Annotated in this window: 15 protein-coding genes; 10 read left to right on the top strand and 5 right to left on the bottom strand. The window is 45.5% G+C overall.

From position 1 onward, the window contains the following. Positions 1 to 6: 6 nt before the first annotated feature. The 3 genes from hydF to hydE all read right to left on the bottom strand — a co-directional run bounded on the left by hydF (position 7) and on the right by hydE (position 3,813). On the bottom strand, positions 7 to 1,215 hold the full coding sequence (gene hydF, locus OCV99_RS07495; RefSeq protein WP_158369473.1) for a [FeFe] hydrogenase H-cluster maturation GTPase HydF: 1,209 nt from the start codon (positions 1,213 to 1,215) through the stop codon (positions 7 to 9). Positions 1,216 to 1,298: 83 nt separating this feature from the next. After that, positions 1,299 to 2,720, bottom strand: coding sequence for a [FeFe] hydrogenase H-cluster radical SAM maturase HydG (hydG, locus tag OCV99_RS07490; RefSeq protein ID WP_158369472.1), 1,422 nt, complete (start codon positions 2,718 to 2,720; stop codon positions 1,299 to 1,301). Positions 2,721 to 2,769: 49 nt separating this feature from the next. Continuing rightward, a complete protein-coding gene (hydE, locus tag OCV99_RS07485; RefSeq protein ID WP_158369471.1) occupies positions 2,770 to 3,813 on the bottom strand; it encodes a [FeFe] hydrogenase H-cluster radical SAM maturase HydE in 1,044 nt (347 codons plus the stop codon). 316 nt (positions 3,814 to 4,129) lie between these two features. On the opposite strand from hydE, the gene OCV99_RS07480 reads away from it, so the two are divergent. The 3 genes from OCV99_RS07480 to OCV99_RS07470 are packed head-to-tail and all read left to right on the top strand — an operon-like array spanning position 4,130 to position 8,054. Then, on the top strand, positions 4,130 to 5,038 hold the full coding sequence (locus OCV99_RS07480; RefSeq protein WP_158369470.1) for a trans-4-hydroxy-L-proline dehydratase activase: 909 nt from the start codon (positions 4,130 to 4,132) through the stop codon (positions 5,036 to 5,038). A 5-nt stretch (positions 5,039 to 5,043) separates the two neighbouring features. Next, positions 5,044 to 7,419 carry a trans-4-hydroxy-L-proline dehydratase gene (gene hypD, locus OCV99_RS07475; RefSeq protein WP_158369469.1) on the top strand — a complete coding sequence of 792 codons (2,376 nt, stop codon included), beginning with the start codon at positions 5,044 to 5,046 and terminating at the stop codon, positions 7,417 to 7,419. A gap of 20 nt (positions 7,420 to 7,439) precedes the next feature. Beyond that, entirely contained in the window at positions 7,440 to 8,054 is a 615-nt protein-coding gene (locus OCV99_RS07470; RefSeq protein ID WP_331490692.1) for a TetR/AcrR family transcriptional regulator, read from the top strand. Here OCV99_RS07470 and OCV99_RS07465 read toward each other — a convergent pair. After that, positions 8,044 to 9,405: an MATE family efflux transporter gene (locus OCV99_RS07465; protein WP_158369468.1), complete on the bottom strand. Its 1,362-nt coding sequence runs from the start codon at positions 9,403 to 9,405 to the stop codon at positions 8,044 to 8,046. The genes OCV99_RS07470 and OCV99_RS07465 overlap by 11 nt on opposite strands. Positions 9,406 to 9,675: 270 nt before the next feature. Beyond that, entirely contained in the window at positions 9,676 to 10,290 is a 615-nt protein-coding gene (locus OCV99_RS07460) for a TetR/AcrR family transcriptional regulator (RefSeq protein WP_158369467.1), read from the bottom strand. 222 nt (positions 10,291 to 10,512) lie between these two features. Between OCV99_RS07460 and OCV99_RS07455 the strand changes: the two genes are divergently transcribed. From OCV99_RS07455 to OCV99_RS07425, 7 genes are all read left to right on the top strand, one after another. Then, positions 10,513 to 12,669 carry a Tex family protein gene (locus tag OCV99_RS07455; protein WP_158369466.1) on the top strand — a complete coding sequence of 719 codons (2,157 nt, stop codon included), beginning with the start codon at positions 10,513 to 10,515 and terminating at the stop codon, positions 12,667 to 12,669. Between the two features lie 24 nt (positions 12,670 to 12,693). Then, complete coding sequence (locus tag OCV99_RS07450; RefSeq protein ID WP_158369465.1) at positions 12,694 to 13,584, top strand: YitT family protein; 891 nt, start codon at positions 12,694 to 12,696, stop codon at positions 13,582 to 13,584. 436 nt (positions 13,585 to 14,020) lie between these two features. After that, positions 14,021 to 15,508, top strand: a complete 1,488-nt coding sequence (gene trpE, locus OCV99_RS07445) for an anthranilate synthase component I (RefSeq protein WP_158369464.1) — start codon at positions 14,021 to 14,023, stop codon at positions 15,506 to 15,508. Then, positions 15,505 to 16,083: an anthranilate synthase component II gene (locus tag OCV99_RS07440; protein ID WP_158369463.1), complete on the top strand. Its 579-nt coding sequence runs from the start codon at positions 15,505 to 15,507 to the stop codon at positions 16,081 to 16,083. The genes trpE and OCV99_RS07440 overlap by 4 nt, the downstream gene beginning before the upstream one ends. Beyond that, the gene (gene trpD, locus OCV99_RS07435; protein ID WP_158369462.1) at positions 16,076 to 17,086 is read left to right on the top strand and encodes an anthranilate phosphoribosyltransferase; all 1,011 of its coding nucleotides are present in this window, start codon (positions 16,076 to 16,078) and stop codon (positions 17,084 to 17,086) included. The genes OCV99_RS07440 and trpD overlap by 8 nt, the downstream gene beginning before the upstream one ends. Positions 17,087 to 17,123: 37 nt before the next feature. Continuing rightward, complete coding sequence (gene trpC, locus OCV99_RS07430) at positions 17,124 to 17,915, top strand: indole-3-glycerol phosphate synthase TrpC (RefSeq protein WP_158369461.1); 792 nt, start codon at positions 17,124 to 17,126, stop codon at positions 17,913 to 17,915. Then, a complete protein-coding gene (locus tag OCV99_RS07425; RefSeq protein WP_158369460.1) occupies positions 17,912 to 18,520 on the top strand; it encodes a phosphoribosylanthranilate isomerase in 609 nt (202 codons plus the stop codon). The genes trpC and OCV99_RS07425 overlap by 4 nt, the downstream gene beginning before the upstream one ends. The last annotated feature ends 4 nt before the right edge of the window (positions 18,521 to 18,524 follow it).

Raw genomic sequence — 18,524 nt, 5'->3', positions numbered from 1 at the left:
TATGGGTTAAAGCGTCGGAAATGGTTCGATGCTTCGCGCAAGAATGCCATGCATATGTGCAATGGCGATGCCGTAATTTGTCATAGGGATACCGGCGTCTTCGGCACATTTCAGGCGGTATTTCATTTCACGTTCATTAAGCGTGCAGCCGCCGCAGTGGATGATGACCTTATATTTGGATAAATCCAGTGGAAATTCTGTCCCGCTGGTGAATGCAAAGTTCAATTCTTTGCCGGTGTATTTCCGAAGCCAGTTAGGGAGCTTTACGGTACCGATATCTTCACATTGGCGGTGATGAGTGCAGCCTTCCGATATCAGGATTGTATCACCGTTTTCCAGTGTATCTAATGCACGGGCGCCCGCTACTGCCATTTTCAAATTTCCCTTGTATCTGGCAAACAGGATAGAGAAGGATGTTAGAAGGATGTCTGCCGGGGTATTGGCGGATACCTGCTCAAATGCCTGGCTGTCAGTGATAACCATTTTAGGCTTTTTTCCCAGAGAAGCCAGCGTATCTTTCAATTCGGTTTCTTTTACAACGATTGCAGTGGCATTTGCCTCCAGTACATCGCGGATTGTCTGTTGTTGCGGAAGAATCAGCCGTCCTTTTGGCGCGGCAGAATCAATGGGAACAACAAGGATGACAAAATCAGACGGCTTAAGCAGATCTGCGACGATGCGGCGCCCGGTATCTTCTTTGGGAGCTTGTTTCGCGATGAGTTCCTTCAGTTCATAGATATTTGTTCCGGTAGTTGTACTTACCCGGATGACATTATCTTCGGCACCTGTATGGAGATCAGTGCTTATAGCGTCTTTTGAGGCTAGATCTGACTTATTTATAGCAATGACATAAGGAATCTCTTTTGCCCGTATCCGTTCAAGAATCCGGTGGTCTTCCTGGGTCATTCCCACGGAGCCGTCTACGACCAGAACGGCAATGTCGGTTTTGTTCAGTATTTGATAGGCCTTTTTGATGCGAAGTTCTCCCAGTTCTCCGGAATCATCAAGACCCGGAGTGTCAATTATGACTACCGGTCCCAGAGGCAGAAGTTCCATCGCTTTTAGGACAGGATCGGTGGTGGTTCCTTTTATATCGGATACAATTGCAAGATTTTGACCGGTAATAGCGTTAATGATACTGGATTTTCCGGCATTACGTTTCCCGAAAATGCCAATATGTATACGATCTGCAGATGGGGTAGTGTTTAGGCTCATAGTATATTTCCTCCTGGTGAAAAGAGGGACGGAGCCTGTAATTCTCCGTCCCTGGATTGTATGGTTATATGGTTTTATTGTATTTAGAAGCGAAAATCCCGACGGTTATTCTCACGGATCAGGCGAAGATTCTCCATAACGACAGCTCTTGCTTTTTCGTTGGGAACATTCAGGATTTCTTTGTCAATCAGTTTATCGCCGAGTGCTTTGGTTTCAGGGGAAGCATAATCCATCAGATATTCTTCCAGTGTCATCAGTGCATTGGGATGACAGCAATTCTGAATCTGTCCGCTTTTGCAAAGAGACATGAACCGGTCACCGGTGCGTCCTTCTCTGTAGCAGGCGGTACAAAAGCTTGGAATGTACTCCATCTCCATCAGCCAGCGTACAACCTCGTCCAGTGTACGATTATCAATAACGTCGAACTGTTCGGATTTTTCATCATCAGGTTCGGGTTCACAGTAGCCCCCCACGCTGGTTCTGGAACCGCCGCTGATCTGGGAAATGCCAAGGTGAAGAACGCGTTCTCTCGTCTTCTGGCTTTCCCGGGTGGAAATAATCATACCGGTATAGGGGACCGCGATACGGATACATGCAACGATTTTGGCAAATGTATCGTCATCAATACCATTGGTGAAGGAAGAAGCATCAATATCGTCTGCATTGCGCAGTCTCGGTACACTGATGGTATGAGGTCCCACGCCAAAAGCGGCTTCCAGATGTTCTGCATGCATCAAAAGACCAGCAAATTCATAACGGTATTTATCCAGACCAAATAGAACGCCGACGCCTACATCGTCGATTCCGCCTTCCATAGCACGATCCATCGCTTCGGTGTGGTAGTCATAGTCATGTTTCGGGCCTGTCGGGTGAAGTTTCAGATAACTTTCTTTATGATAGGTCTCCTGGAAGAGAATGTAGGTTCCGATTCCGGCTTCTTTTAATAAGCGGTAATTGTCCACAGTGGTTGCGGCAATATTGATATTGACGCGGCGGATAGCTCCGTTTTTATGTTTGATACTGTAAATGGTATTGATAGAATCCAGGTAGTATTCCATGGTATTGTGTACAGGATCTTCCCCGGCCTCCAGGGCAAGACGCTTATGACCCATATCCTGAAGAGCAATGACCTCCCGGCGGATTTCTTCCTGAGAAAGCTGCTTGCGGGCGATATGCTTATTTTTCATGTGATAAGGACAGTAGGTACATCCGTTGATACAGTAGTTGGACAGATATAAAGGGGCGAACATAACGATACGATTGCCATAAAAGTCTTTCTTAATCTGTTCTGCCAGTTTGAAAATCTTCTGATTCATAGCTTCGTCGTCACAGGCAAGCAGGACGGAAGCTTCCCGGTGGGACAGGCCTTTTCTTTTGCCGGCTTTTTCAATCAGAGATGCAATCAGTTCCAGGTTATTTTTGTTTTCGTCGGCGTAAGCCAGCGTGTCCAGAATTTCTTCATGGTTAATGAAGTCATCGGCGTGTTTTGAGTTTACATCATACATTATTATTTTCCTCCATATTTGTGTATTTATGTTTATTCTTATTTTTATGTTATACATCCATTAAAGAATCGCCCCGTGCGGTTACGACATGATAACCGATAGATTCCATTTGTCGGATTAATTTTGCTTTCCCTTCTGCAGCTTCTTCTCCGGTAGCAATTTTGTTATCATATAAGGAGTAATTTTTTCGGTTATCCCGGGGAGAAAGGTTGGGCATTACCACATTGGCGCCCGCCAGGATGCCAAGTTCCCTGCCGTGCGTATCAATAGTTCCCAGAGCGGTGGTGGCAGGAAGGAGTACTTTGGGAAGCATCAGCCTTAAAAGACCCAACATATACAGGGTCAGTTCCAATGTTCCGGCTTTTTCCCCGGCAAAAACCGTGTCATGATGGGGGATGAAAGGTCCGATCCCTACCATATGGGGCTGCAGCTTTTCAATGAACAGCATATCCTCCGCCAAATGCTCCGCGGTTTGATGAGGTGAACCTACCATGAAGCCGGTTCCTGTCTGGTAGCCTATTTCTTTTAAGTTCCACAGACATTGTTGGCGGTTGGAAGCTGAGAGCTGCGGCGGGTGGAGTGTGCGGTAATGGGTTTCATTAAAGGTTTCATGACGCAGCAAATAGCGATCTGCACCGGCGTTATAATATTCCAGGTAAGAGTCATAAGGCTTCTCGCCGATGGACAGGGTAATGGCACAGTCGGGAAAACTTGTTTTTATCCTGTGTATCAGATGTGTCATTCGCTCATCTGTATAATAGCCGTCTTCGCCGCCCTGCAGCACAAAGGTACGAAAGCCCATATCATAGCCGCTGCGGCAGCAGGATAGAATGGTATCCTCATCCAGGCGGTAGCGGGGGATATTTCCGTTACTTTTGCGGATGCCACAGTAGAAACAGTCATTTTTACAATAGTTTGTAAATTCAATCAGTCCACGGATGTAGACGTCGCGGCCATAATACTTGTGGCGGATTTCTCTTGCCTGTACAAAAAGATAGTCTGCAAGTTCCGGGGTGCGGTTCTCAATCAGCGTTATCCATTCCTCTTTTGTGAGTCGGTGTTCGGTTTTCAGTTTATCAATGAGTTGTTTCATGGATCACCTCTTTAAAATTAAAAAACTGCGTCCTTGCAAAAAGACGCAGATAAAAAGGTATAAAATCTCCTGTTTTTTCTATATAAAGCAGAAAATTTCTTCGGAATTTTTCAGAATCTGTGCGCCTTTTTACGCAGGTATGCTCCTTTGTAATCAGTACGTTTTTTTTCATAATAACATATTGAAAAAAATTACTCAATAAAAGTTTAATATTTGGCAAAGATTTTAGGTGAAAACATTGACAAGGAGCAGGTATTTTGGTACTTTTAGACTAGAGTTTAGACTATAGTACGAAAAGTAAAAAGGAGATAGTAGAATGCCACTGATAACGAGTATTCAGAAGTATTCAATCCACGATGGAGACGGAATCCGGACGACTGTGTTTTTTAAAGGTTGTCCGTTGTCCTGCGTATGGTGCCACAATCCGGAGACCCAGTGTTATGGAAAGGATGTTATGTATGACAGGGAGCGGTGTACCGGCTGTCAGAGTTGTGTAAATGTCTGTCCGCAGCATGCAATTCATGCAGACGGGGATAAAGTAGTAACGGACACAGATGTTTGCGACCGGTGCGGAACTTGTCTGGATTATTGTGTGAATAATCTGCGGGAGCTCGCCGGAAAAGAATATACGGTGGAAGAGCTGGTAAAAGAGCTTAGAAAAGATGAGATGTTCTATGAAGAGTCCGGCGGAGGAGTGACATTATCCGGCGGCGAGGTTATGACCTCCGATATGGATTATGTAGAAAAACTGGTAAAGAAGCTTCATCACATGGGGATTACGGTTACGGTTGATACCTGTGGTTTTGCGCCATATGAAAACTTTAGACGGATTTTACCCTATGTGGATACATTTTTGTATGATATCAAGGTGATGGATCGGGAATTACATAAAAAGTATATTGGTGTAGATAATGAACTGATCTTAAAGAATCTGGAGCAGTTAAGCAAAGACGGGGCAAGGATTTATATCCGTATCCCGACGGTGAAAGAAGTAAATGGAACCAGGGAGCAGATGCAGGAGATTATTTCCTATCTGGATGATAAGAAAATTCATGTGGCTCAGATAAACCTTTTGCCATACCACAATACAGGGGCAGGCAAGTATGGAAAGCTGGGGCAGGCGTATGATGGCAGCGGGCTGCACGCTCCGTCTTCGGAAGAAATGGATGAGTTTGTGATCCTGTTTCAGGAAGCAGGTTATCAGAATACAAAAATAGGAGGATAATGATAATGGAAAAAAGAGGAATGAACGAACGGATTCAGGCGCTCCGCGAATTGAGCGTAAGCACGCAGCCACATATTGATATGGAGCGTGCAAAAAGTGAGACAGAGACTTACAAAAAGTATGAAGGACAGTTGTCTGTACCGGAGCTTCGAGGGCAGGTACTGTATGATTATTTTGCCTCAAAGACTCTGTATATCGGTGATGGGGAATTGATTGTAGGTGAGAAAGGAGATTCCCCGCAGGCATCACCGACTTTTCCTGAATTATGCTGCCACACCGTTGAAGATATGCATGTTATGAATGACCGGGAATTAATTAACTTTACCGTGCAGGAAGAGGATTTTACCGTGCAGGAAGAGGTGATGATTCCTTACTGGGACAAAAGATGTATCCGCAATAAGATCCTGCGTCAGATGACGCCGGAATGGAAGAAGGCTTATGAATGTGGTATTTTTACAGAGTTTATGGAGCAGCGGGGACCGGGGCATACAGTTGGTTCCTTTAAAATCTATGAGAAAGGTTTCCTTGATTATAAAGCAGATATTCAGGCGGCGATTGATGAGTTGGATTTTCTGAATGACAAGGAAGCGCTGGATAAGAAGAACGAGCTGGAAGGCATGAAGATTGCCTGTGACGCTATTATGGTTCTTGGTGAGCGTTATGCTGCTTATGCAAGAGAACTGGCAGAGAAAGAGACGGATGAAAAGAGAAAAGAAGAATTGCTCCAGATTGCGGCGAACTGTGATGTGGTTCCGGCGCACAGACCGCAGACCTACTGGCAGGCAATCCAGATGTACTGGTTTGTACATCTTGGAGTGACGAGTGAGCTGAATCCCTGGGATGCGTATAGTCCGGGACGCCTGGATCAGCATCTGAATCCATTCTATGAAAAAGATGTAGAAGATGGAATTTTGGATGATGAGAAGGCGCTGGAGCTTCTGGAGTGTCTCTGGGTGAAGTTCAATAATCAGCCGGCGCCGCCGAAGGTTGGTATTACGTTGAAGGAGAGCAGTACCTATACAGATTTTGCGAACCTGAATACGGGAGGTATCACTCCGGACGGAGAGAATGGCGTAAATAATGTAAGCTATCTGATTTTGGATTGTATGGATGAAATGCGCCTTCTCCAGCCAAGTTCTAATGTGCAGATTAGCAAAAAGACACCGCAGAAGTTCCTGAAGCGTGCCTGCGAGATTTCCAGAAAAGGCTGGGGCCAGCCCGCATTCTACAACACGGATGCAATTATCCAGGAGCTGATGAATGCAGGAAAGACACTGGAGGATGCAAGACGCGGCGGTACAAGCGGCTGTGTAGAGACAGGAGCGTTTGGTAATGAGGCATATATCCTGACAGGATATTTTAATATACCGAAGATTTTCGAGCTGACTCTGAACAATGGCTATGATAAGATGTCAGATCAGCAGCTTGGTCTGGAGCTTGGTTATGCCACAGATTTTAAAACCTATGAAGAACTGTATGATGCGTTTAAGAAGCAGATGCAGTATTTCATTGATATTAAGATTAAGGGAAGTAACGTAATTGAGAAAATCTATGCCGAAGAGATGCCGGTACCCTTCCTTTCTATTATTACAAATGACTGTATTTCTAAAGGAAAGGATTACAATGGCGGAGGCGCAAGATACAATACCAAATACCTGCAGGGTGTAGGCATTGGAACCATTACCGACTGTCTGGTAGCAGTGAAATATAATGTGTTTGATAAGAAGACATTTACCATGGAAGAGCTGATGCAGGCGCTGGATGATAATTTTGAGGGCCATGAACGTATTTTGAATCTTGTGAGAAATAAGACGCCAAAATACGGCAACGATGATGATTATGCAGATGATATCATGAAGGATGTATTTGAGTTCTACAGAAGCCAGGTGACCGGGCGTCCGAACATGCTTGGCGGTATGTACCGGATTAATATGCTTCCGACTACCTGCCATGTATATTTCGGTGATGTGATGATGGCAAGCCCCAATGGACGACTGGCACATAAGCCGGTATCCGAAGGCATTTCACCGGAGAAGGGAGCAGATGTGAACGGACCTACGGCAGTAGTAAAATCTTGTGCGAAGATGGATCATCTGCAGACAGGCGGAACGCTGCTGAACCAGAAATTCACGCCAAGTGTTGTAGCCGGAGAAGAAGGGCTGAATCAGATGGCGAATCTTATACGTACCTATTTTACAATGGACGGACATCATATCCAGTTCAATGTTATTGACAAGGAAACGCTGATTAAAGCACAGCAGAACCCGGAAGAATATAAGGATCTGATCGTACGTGTTGCGGGATACAGTGACCATTTCCGGAATCTGAGCAAGGCATTGCAGGATGAGATTATCGAGAGAACGGAGCAGAGCTTCAACTAAGAGATAAAGGTGAGAGTCTGATGAATATAGGAAATATGGCAGAGAAAGCAGCAGAGAAAACGGCGCCTAAAGGGGTGAAGAACAAAATCGTGTCTGCCGCCTGGCAGCTGTTTCATGACAAAGGTTATAACCATACCACGGTAGACGACATTATTGAATTGTCGGGAACCTCAAAGGGCTCTTTCTACTATTACTTCAATACAAAAGATGAGCTTTTGAATACATTGTCGGTAATCCTGGATGATTATTATGAAGAATTAGAAGGAAAGATGAATCCCGGGATGAATAGTTTTGTGAAACTTTTATTTTTGAATGTGGAGGTGCATTCCATGATGGAAGAGAAGATCAGTATCGATCTTCTCGCCTCCTTGTATTCTACGCAGTTGGTTACCCAGGGAAACAGTTATCTTTTGGATCAGAACCGGAAATATTACCGTCTGATTCATAAGATTGTAGAAGAAGGGCAGAAGCGGGGGCAGATACGGGACGATAAGCCGATTGGAGAGATTGTGAAATATTATAGTATGTGTGAAAGGGCATTAATATCCGATTGGTGCATGAATAAGGGCAGCTATTCTCTTGCGCAGTACAGCAGAGAATGCATGCCCATCATGCTGGAGTACTTTAAGGCTTAGCAGGATATACTCTTTTCCTGACGAAATAAAGGCAGATTACCTGCATGACTATGGAAAGGAGCCATGACGCCGGGTAGGAGATAAACAGGAAGGAAAGCGTCCTGTGGTGCGGGAAAAGTCCGAATATCCAGACAATTCTGGTTCCTACCGTCCCGATAATGGACAAAATCATGGGGACAGCGGAATATCCCATTCCGCGCATCGGACCCGGAAAGAGATCCATTAATCCGCACAAAAAATAGGTTGCCGTGGTGTAGGCAAGAATCTCGGTACCGCATTGAATGACCTCCGGGCTGGAGGTATAGATTTTTAAAATTTCAGGTGCAAAAATGTAGGAGCCACAGCCAAGTACCAGGGAAATGCCTACGGTCAGGATCATACAGTCTGCAAGGATCCGATCCATACGTTTGTATTTGCCGACGCCGTAATTCTGGCTTGTGAAACTCATGCATGCCTGCGTAATAGAGTTGACTGCTACGTACAAGAAGCCGAAGATATTGTTCGCTGCAGTATACCCGGCCATGGCAACAGAGCCGAAAGAATTCACGGAGGACTGCAGCAGTACGTTAGAGAAGTTGATGACAGTACTCTGGATTCCGGCAGGGATGCCTACCTGGAAGATCTGTTTCAAATAGGCGGTTTTCAGCGTTAATTCAGAAAAATGAAGCTGATAGATTCCTTCGGATCTGCAAAGGCAGCGAATTACCAGGATGCAGGAAACCATCTGGGAAATTATGGTGGCAATTGCTACGCCTGCCACACCAAGATGGAATACGATAACAAGGAACAGGTTCAGACCCGCATTCAGCAATCCTGAGATAATCAGAAAGAACAAAGGGCGCTTGGTGTCTCCTATGGCACGCAGGATGGCGGCACCGTAATTGTAAAGCATGAAAAATGGCATTCCCAGAAAATAAATTCGCATATAAAGGGAAGATTGACTGATTACATCAGAAGGGGTTCCCATTAGTTCCAACGCGAGCCTGGAGAAAAGGAGCCCGGCAATCGCCATAACGATTCCGCTGATTAGGGCAAATAGGATGGAAGTATGTACGGTTTCCGACATTTCTTTGGCTTTCCCGGATGCATAAAACCGGGCTGCCAGTACATTGCTGCCCAGGGAAATTCCGATGAACAGATTGGTAAATACATTAATTAAAGCTGTGGTGGAGCCTACGGCAGCCAGTGCCTGGCTTCCGGTAAATCTTCCAACGATGATAATGTCGACTGCATTGAACATTAGCTGTAAAATACCGGAAAGCATTAATGGAAGCGAAAAAGAGATTAGTTTGTCCATAACGGATCCATTGCACATGTCAATTTCAAATTTGTTATTTTTCAAAATTCTCATCTCCTGTATTTCTCTATATACAAATTATATACCATATAGGGGAGTATAAGGTCAATGGGATATAGAAAAACCCTATAGGTAAATGAATTATATAAAAATAACTGATTTGCAATTCTGGAAGAAGAGTCCTATAATACAATTAAAGATATTATTGAGGCAGAAATGCCGATTCCCTTCTACGAAAAAACCTTTCAAGTTCGCTTGCTTGAAAGGCTTTTTTTGTGGTATAGGGAACTTGAGGCAGACTTGTCTGATTTAAGTCTGATAAGCCTATCGGCCTGTTGGCTTGAATGCGCCGTCCAGATAAGCCTGCAGGGAACGCTTCATATTTCCTTCAAAATCGGCATCGCCATTTTTCAGGCACCATTCAAATACATTTCCAATGACAATCATACGGATATCCGTCGTTATATCCTCCAATGGATAGGACAGATGGATGACGCCTGCATCGAGAGCCTTTTTCAAATAATTGTGAACTGTGACGATCGGATATGGGCGTTCGGTACGGATTGCAGGATTCAAAGACTGGTTTTTTGGTGTATAATAATTGGACATAAAAGACAATCCAAGATCCTGGCAGTAATGTACATAATTCAGATAAACCTGAATAATCGCTGTCTTTGCTTCTTCCGGGCTTTCGGGGAGATCCAGAAGATCCGGATTGATGCTGGGCTGTTCTTCAATATAATAAGAGAGCAGGTCATCTTTTGTCTTGAAATGGTGGTAGAAGCTGCCGTTGGATACGCCGGCTTCCTCGCAGATATTCTTAATGGAGAGTGCTTCATAGCCTTTTTCCTGCAAAATGTTTTTTGCAGCATTAAAGATTTTCTTTTTCGTCTCTCTCGATTTTTGCTGTTGTTTTGTCAGTTCCTGTATTTCACTCATAATGGTGCGATTCCCTTCGTTATGGTTATTTTCGTGGAAGTAAGTATATCATATTTTCTTTGAATTTTCAAGAAAACAGAGCGGACTCGGTATTGAAGCTCTATATAGTGTTTGTACTATATCCGGTAATCCGATTTACTGATGTATGGAAAAATCCTGTGGAAATGCAGATATTTAATTGCTATAATATAGTACGGAAGTAATGGAGAAAGGATTTGCAGAATGGATATTAATCAGAAAATTACCGAAGAATTAGGTGTGAAAAGGTGGCAGGTGGACGCTGCCGTGAAGTTGATAGACGAGGGCAATACGATTCCTTTTATTGCCAGATACCGGAAGGAAGCGACGGGGACGCTGGATGATGAGCAGCTTCGTAAATTATTTGAGAGGCTTACTTATCTTAGAAATCTGGAAGAGAAGAAGGAACAGGTACTGTCAAGCATTGAAGAACAAGGAAAGCTTACAGAGGAATTAAGAGCGCAGATTGCAGCGGCAGAAACCCTGGTAGTGGTAGAGGATTTATACAGGCCATACCGTCCGAAGAGGCGAACCCGGGCAACGATTGCAAGGGAGAAGGGATTGGAACCTTTGGCAGCGCTGATTATGCTGCAGAATGTGAAACAGCCGTTGGAAGAGGCGGCAGCAGACTATATTAATTCTGAGAAAGAAGTGAACACGGTACAGGAAGCTATTGCAGGAGCGCAGGATATTATTGCCGAAATTATTTCAGATGAGGCGGCTTACAGAAGCTGGATACGGAATACGACCATGAAGAAGGGGAAAGTCGTTTCTGTGGCAAAGGATGCCAAGGCAGAGTCGGTATATGAGATGTACTATGATTTTGAAGAGCCGGTTATGCGGCTTGCAGGCCACCGAATCCTGGCGTTGAACCGGGGAGAGAAGGAAAAGTTTCTGAATGTCAGGCTTGAGGCGCCGGAAGAAGATATTATCCGCTATCTGGAGAAGAAAACGATTCGCAATGATAATCCTTATACGACGCCGGTATTGAAGGAAGTCGTAGAGGATAGTTACAAACGTCTGATTGCCCCGGCGATTGAGCGTGAGATACGAAATGAGCTGACAGAGCGGGCAGAGGACGGCGCAATTTCCGTATTTGGCAAGAACTTAGAACAGCTTTTGATGCAGCCGCCGATTGTGGGACAGACGGTTCTTGGCTGGGATCCGGCATTTCGTACCGGGTGCAAGCTGGCGGTGGTTAATCCCACCGGCAAGGTAATCGGGACGACGGTTATTTATCCGACGGCGCCGACTACACCGCAGAAAATACAGGCGTCCAAGGATCTCCTGAAGAAGATTATCAAGAAGTATAATATTACATTGATTTCGCTTGGAAATGGTACGGCGTCCAGAGAGTCTGAACAGTTTATTGTGGAACTTTTAAAAGAAATTCCGGAGAAGGTACAGTATGTAATCGTAAATGAAGCCGGAGCATCTGTCTATTCAGCAAGCAAGCTGGCTTCTGAAGAATTTCCGAAGTTTGACGTGGGACAAAGGAGTGCCACATCTATTGCCAGAAGGCTGCAGGATCCACTGGCAGAGCTGGTAAAAATAGAATCCAAATCCATTGGTGTGGGGCAGTACCAGCATGACATGAACCAGAAGAAGTTAGGTGAAACATTGTCCGGAGTTGTAGAAGATTGTGTCAATAAGGTGGGAGTAGACTTAAATACGGCTTCTGCGCCGCTGCTTTCCTATATTTCCGGTATTTCCGGGACGATTGCTAAAAATATTGTTGCTTATCGTGAAGAAAATGGAAGATTTACCAACAGAAAGCAGCTTTTGAAAGTAGCCAAATTGGGGCCAAAAGCATTTGAACAGAGCGCGGGATTTATGCGGATACAGAATGGGGAAAATCCGTTGGATGGGACAAGTGTTCATCCCGAATCTTATGAGGCGGCGGAAAAGCTTCTGAAGAAACAGGGATTTTCGGTAGAAGATATCAGCGGCGGTAAGCTGACGGGACTGTCTCTTACGATTAAAGATTACAAAAAACTAGCTGAAGAGCTTGAAATCGGCGAGATTACGCTGCGGGATATTGTGAAGGAGCTGGAGAAACCCGCCAGAGATCCTCGTGATGAGATGCCCAAGCCGATTCTGCGCACAGATGTACTGGATATGAAAGATTTGAAAGAAGGCATGATTCTGAAGGGAACAGTAAGGAATGTCATTGATTTTGGGGTATTTGTTGATATTGGCGTGCATCAGGACGGGCTGGTACACATTTCCGAGATTACCGATAAGAAATTTATTAAGCACCCGTTGGAAGTGGTCAGTGTTGGTGATATAGTAGATGTTAAGGTTATGAGCGTGGATTTGAAGAAGAAGAGAATCCAACTTACGATGAAAGGAATTTCTTAAAAAAATGTCATTGGGGGAAAACAAATGAATATCAGGAAGAATGTAACGATTGCTTTGGGCGTTTTGGCAGGGAATGCGATTCTTGCTTTTGTAGTTGCGGCTTTTGTCGTGCCGCATAATATCATTATGGGAGGCGCCACCGGTATAGGCCTTTCTATTACACATTTTATACCAATGAACCTTTCGGTGGTTATCTTTGTTGTCAATGGGATCCTTTTTCTGTTGGGAGCAGCGACACTTGGCAGAAAATTTGCCGTGACAACTATTGTCAGTACTTTCGTTTATCCGGTGTTTTTGGCGATTGCCCAGAGCATCCCCGGGATTACGGAGCTGACAGATAATATGATGCTTGCGTCTGTCTATGCGGGACTTCTGCTTGGAGTGGGGATCGGGCTTGTGGTAAGGCAGGGAGCTTCCACGGGCGGGACGGATATCATTGCGCTTATGCTGAGTAAATATCTGCATGGCTCCGTTGCTGTTTTCATGTATCTTGTAGATTTCGCGGTTTTGGGAGTGCAGGTGTTTTTTTCAGATGTTGAGCAGATCCTTTATGGAATACTGACGCTGATGATTATGACGATGGCAATGAACCAGGTGGTTTTGTTCGGACAGTCTCAGATACAGCTTTTTATTATTTCTGAAAAATATGAGGAAATCCGTGAAAAAATATTGATGGATCTGGATGTGGGAGCGACTATGGTTTATATTGAAAAGGGTTACAGCCAGGAGCAGCAAAAAGGCGTGCTGTGTGTGATTCCTCATCGGAAGTTGTATGCGGTAAATGAAGTAGTGAAGCATATAGATGAAAAGGCGTTTATTACGATTACCCAGATTAAAGAGGTAAAAGGCAGAGGATTTACGCTGGACAGAGTAAGATATGGGGCGGAGAGCACAGAGGAGAATGTCGGAAAGTAAAATACAGAGAAAATTTTTTCTAAATTCCTGATTGACAAAGCAGAAATTGTGTGTTAGGTTAGTAGAAAAGAATTCAATATAGTAAACCGTTGAAGCGGAGATAACGGCAGTTATGCGCGCACAGAGAATCCGGGTAGGTGAGAGCCGGGTGGAGATGCAGATTGTCAAATGGACCGCGGAGGGCGCAGTCAAAGGTTTAAAGCCGAGTATTCTGCGACGTGGGGGCATACGTCAGTTGCCGGGAATATGATGGTATTCCGCAAAGTGCACGGGTCATGCCGTGAAGCAAGGTGGCACCGCGAGTGATGTATATAGCGCTCGTCCTTGACAGAAGTAGTATTCTGTCGGGGACGGGCGTTTTTTATGATATAGGGAGTTCGAGGCAGACTTGTCCGCTTTTTTATTATAGGAATACAGATAGCAGGGAGGTAAGTACATGTATCCAGTTCTAGAAGAAGTAAAAAAATTAGCAGAAACGAAGAAGTACCGGAGGATTCCGGTATGTAAAGAATTATATGCGGACCGGTATACTCCGGTGGAGGTTATGCGGATACTCAGAAAGGCAAGTAAGCATTGTTATCTTCTGGAGAGCGCAAGCCAGACGGAAGTGTGGGGAAGATATTCCTTTCTGGGATATCATCCGGCGATGGAAATTACCTGTACGGATGGAGTGTTAAGAATCCGAAAAACCTCCGGAGACGGGCAGGAAGAAGAAATTGTGAAGAAAGTAGCACATCCGGGAGATACCCTGAGGGAAATCTTAAAGGAGAATAAAAGTCCGAAGATAGAAGGAATGCCGCCCTTTACCGGAGGATTGGTGGGCTATTTTTCTTATGATTATATCAAATATAGTGAACCAAAGCTAAAGCTGGAAGATAAAGAGCAGCAGGATTTCCGGGATATGGATTTGATGCTTTTTGACAGTGTTATTGCTTTTGACCATTACAGGCAAAAGGTGCTGCTGATAACGGGGGTCAGGACAGAAAATGTGGAACAGTCCTATAAAGAGGCGCAGCAAAGACTGGAAGAGATGGCGGAATTAATGAGGAATGGGGAACCGGAAGAATTTAAGCGTCTGAAACTTCAGTCCGAGATTCTTCCTCAGTTTCCGAAAGAGAAGTATTGCCAGATGGTAGAGAAGGCAAAGCGGTATATCCGGGAAGGAGATATTTTTCAGATTGTGCTGTCCAATCCCATGAGGGCGAAGGCGGAGGGCAGCCTGTTTGATACTTACCGGGCACTGAGGGCTTCCAATCCGTCGCCTTATATGTTCTATTTCTCTAGCGATGATATTGAGATTGCGGGAGCCTCCCCGGAGACGCTTGCGAAGCTGGAGCAGGAGAAGCTAAGCACCTTTCCATTGGCAGGAACAAGGCCGAGAGGAGCGGACAGAAAGGAAGACCTCCGGCTGGAGGAAGAACTGCTTCATGACGAGAAGGAACTGGCGGAGCACAATATGCTTGTGGATCTGGGAAGAAATGATATTGGAAGAATCAGCAAGATTGGTACGGTAGAAGTGGAGAAATATTTGTGCATTGAACGCTTTTCCCATGTGATGCATATTGGCTCTACCGTTGTGGGCAGTATCCGGGAGGATAAAGACGCGGTGGATGCGGTAGATTCCATCCTTCCTGCCGGGACACTTTCGGGAGCACCCAAGTTCCGGGCGTGCCAGATTATTGAAGAGCTGGAACAGAGTAAACGGGGAATTTACGGCGGAGCGATAGGATATCTGGACTTTGCGGGAAATCTGGACACTTGTATCGCCATCCGCCTGGTATATAAGAAAAACGGTTCTGTCTGCATCCGCTCCGGAGCGGGAATTGTGGCGGACAGCGTGCCGGAGAAGGAATTTGAAGAATGCCGCAATAAAGCGAGAGCCGTCATCCAGGCGATGGAACAGGCACAGGAGGGATTGGAATGATTGTACTGATTGATAATTATGACAGCTTTTCTTATAACTTATATCAGCTAATTGGTTCTGTGGAGCCGAATATCCGGGTGATTCGGAATGATGAATGTACTATAGAGGAAATTGAAAAAATGAAACCGGAGGCGCTGATTCTCTCCCCGGGACCGGGACGACCGGAGAATGCAGGAATCTGCATACCGGCGATTCGGTATTTTGCAGGGAAAATACCAATCCTGGGCGTGTGCCTGGGACACCAGTCCATCTGCCAGGCATTTGGCGGTGAGATAACTTATGCGAAGGAATTGATGCATGGGAAGAAAAAGGAAATACGAAAAGTTGGAGAAAGCAGATTATTCGAAGGATTGGGAGAAGCTTTTCCGGCAGCCAGATATCATTCGCTGGCGGTAAGGCGGGATACGCTTCCGGAAGTGCTCCGGGTAACGGCGGAGTCGGAGGACGGAGAAGTGATGGCAGTGGAGCACAGGGAATATCCGGTATTTGGCGTTCAGTTTCATCCGGAATCTGTTATGACAGCAGACGGAAGAGTTATGATAGAAAATTTTATGGAGGTAGTGAGACATGATTAAAGAAGCAATTGTAAAACTTTCAAAAAAAGAAGATTTGACGTATGAGGAAGCAGAGGCGGTAATGAATGAGATTATGGGCGGAGAGGCAACCCCGGTACAGATGTCGGCGTATCTTACGGCGTTATCTTTAAAGGGGGAGACCATTGATGAGATTACCGCATCCGCCGCAGGAATGCGCGCCCATTGTATTAAACTGCTTCATGATATGGATGTGTTGGAAATCGTGGGAACAGGAGGAGATGGTTCTAATTCTTTTAATATTTCTACGACGTCAGCCATGGTGATTGCCGCAGGCGGCGTGCCGGTGGCAAAGCACGGGAATCGCGCAGCATCTTCTAAATGCGGCGCCGCAGACGTATTGGAAGCGCTGGGAGTGAAGATTACCATTTCTCCGGAAAGAAGCGCAGAAATATTAAAGAAAATTAACATTTGCTTCTTGTTTGCCCAGAATTATCATATTGCAATGAAGTATGTGGCGCCAATCAGAAAAGAGCTTGGAATTCGTACCGTGTTCAATATTCTGGGGCCGCTCAGCAATCCGGCAGGAGCAAATATGGAACTGATGGGTGTATTTGATGAAGCGCTGGTAGAACCGCTTGCGCAGGTTATGGCGAAGCTTGGCGTCAGAAGAGGCATGGTTGTATACGGACAGGATAAATTGGATGAGATTTCCATGTGCGCACCTACATCTGTATGTGAGATTAAGGATGGATGGTTCCAGTCCTATGAGATTGTACCGGAACAATTTGGATACACCAGATGCAGTAAAGAGGAATTGCAGGGAGGCACGCCGGAGGAAAATGCGGCGATTACAAGAGCAATTTTAAGTGGCGAAGAAAAAGGAGCGAAGCGTCAGGCGGTATGCTTAAATGCCGGGGCGTCCCTCTATATCACCGGAAAGGCGGCGACGATAGAAGAGGGAGTCAGAATGGCAGAACAGTTGATTGACAGTGGAGCGGCCATGAAGAAGCTGGAAGAATTTGTACAAGAAACGAATGCATAGACGGAAAATAGTTTTGAGAGCCGGAGGAGAGCAGGGTATGAATATTCTGGAAGAAATTGCAGAGAAGACGAAACAGAGAATTACGGAAGAGAAAGCACAGACGCCGGTCTCCGTTTTAATGGAACTGGCGGAAAAGAGAAAGCCGAAAGTTCCCGGGGAGACATTTTCAGAGGCTTTAAAGAAAAAGGGGATGTCCTATATCTGCGAGGTAAAAAAGGCTTCGCCCTCCAAAGGATTGATTGCGCCGGACTTTCCCTATCTGAGTATTGCCAGAGAATACGAAGAAGCCGGGGCATCTGCAATCTCCTGTTTGACGGAGCCTTACTATTTTCAGGGAGCCGACCGTTATCTGGAGGAAATTGCAGAGACAGTGGATATCCCCGTCTTGCGGAAAGACTTTACGGTAGATGAGTACATGATTTATCAGGCGAAAGCCCTGGGAGCTTCGGCAGTGCTTCTGATCTGTGCCATTCTGGATGACGCGCAGCTTAAAGGTTACCGGGAGCTGGCGGGAGAGCTTCACATGGATGCGCTGGTGGAAGCTCACGATGAAAAGGAAGTGGAACGGGCGCTTGCGGCGGGTGCAGAAATTATCGGCGTAAATAACCGGGATCTTCGGACTTTTGAAGTAGATGTAAGTAACAGTATCCGTTTGAGGCAATTAGCGCCGGAGAATGTGGTATTTGTATCGGAAAGCGGCATCCGCACACCAGAAGATATAGACCGGCTTTATGAAAATCAGGTGGATGCGGTATTAATCGGTGAGACGTTGATGCGCAGCCGGGATAAAAAGGCCGCACTCAGAGAATTGGATGGTGGAGGAAGATGACAAAGATTAAAATCTGCGGACTGAGAACAAGGGAAGATATTCTTGCGGTCAATCAGGCAAAACCGGATTATTGCGGATTTATTATCGAAGTGCCGAAAAGCCGACGCTCTGTAAACCGGGAACAGGTAAAAGAGCTGACAGCCGGGCTGTGCAGGGAAGTGATTCCGGTGGGAGTTTTTGTGAATGCTCCGGCGAATCTTCCAGTACAGCTTTTGAAAGAGGGCGTAATTGCTGTGGCACAGCTTCACGGGCAGGAAGATGAGGCTTATATTGCCGGAATCCGGGAACGTACCGAGAAGCCGGTTATCAAAGCCTTTTCTGTGAGAAGTGCAGCAGATATTGAAAGAGCGCTGGCGAGCAGCGCCGATTATATTTTACTGGATCAAGGAGATGGAGGAACAGGAAAATGTTTCGACTGGTCTTTCATCCCTGAGATAGAAAGACCTTTCTTCCTTGCAGGAGGACTGGGAAAAGATAATCTGGAGCAGGCGGTAAGAAGCGTCCATCCCTGGGCGGTGGACTTGAGCAGCAGCCTGGAGATAAATGGAAAGAAAGATGGGGACAGAATTCAGGAAGCTGTTTCCATCGTCCGAAGAATATCATAAGAAA

Source organism: Dorea acetigenes (assembly GCF_025567385.1).
GTDB classification, from domain to species: Bacteria; Bacillota; Clostridia; order Lachnospirales; family Lachnospiraceae; genus Claveliimonas; species Claveliimonas acetigenes.
Note: the sequence above shows the minus strand (reverse complement) of the source record. Positions and strands in the feature narration are given on the sequence as shown.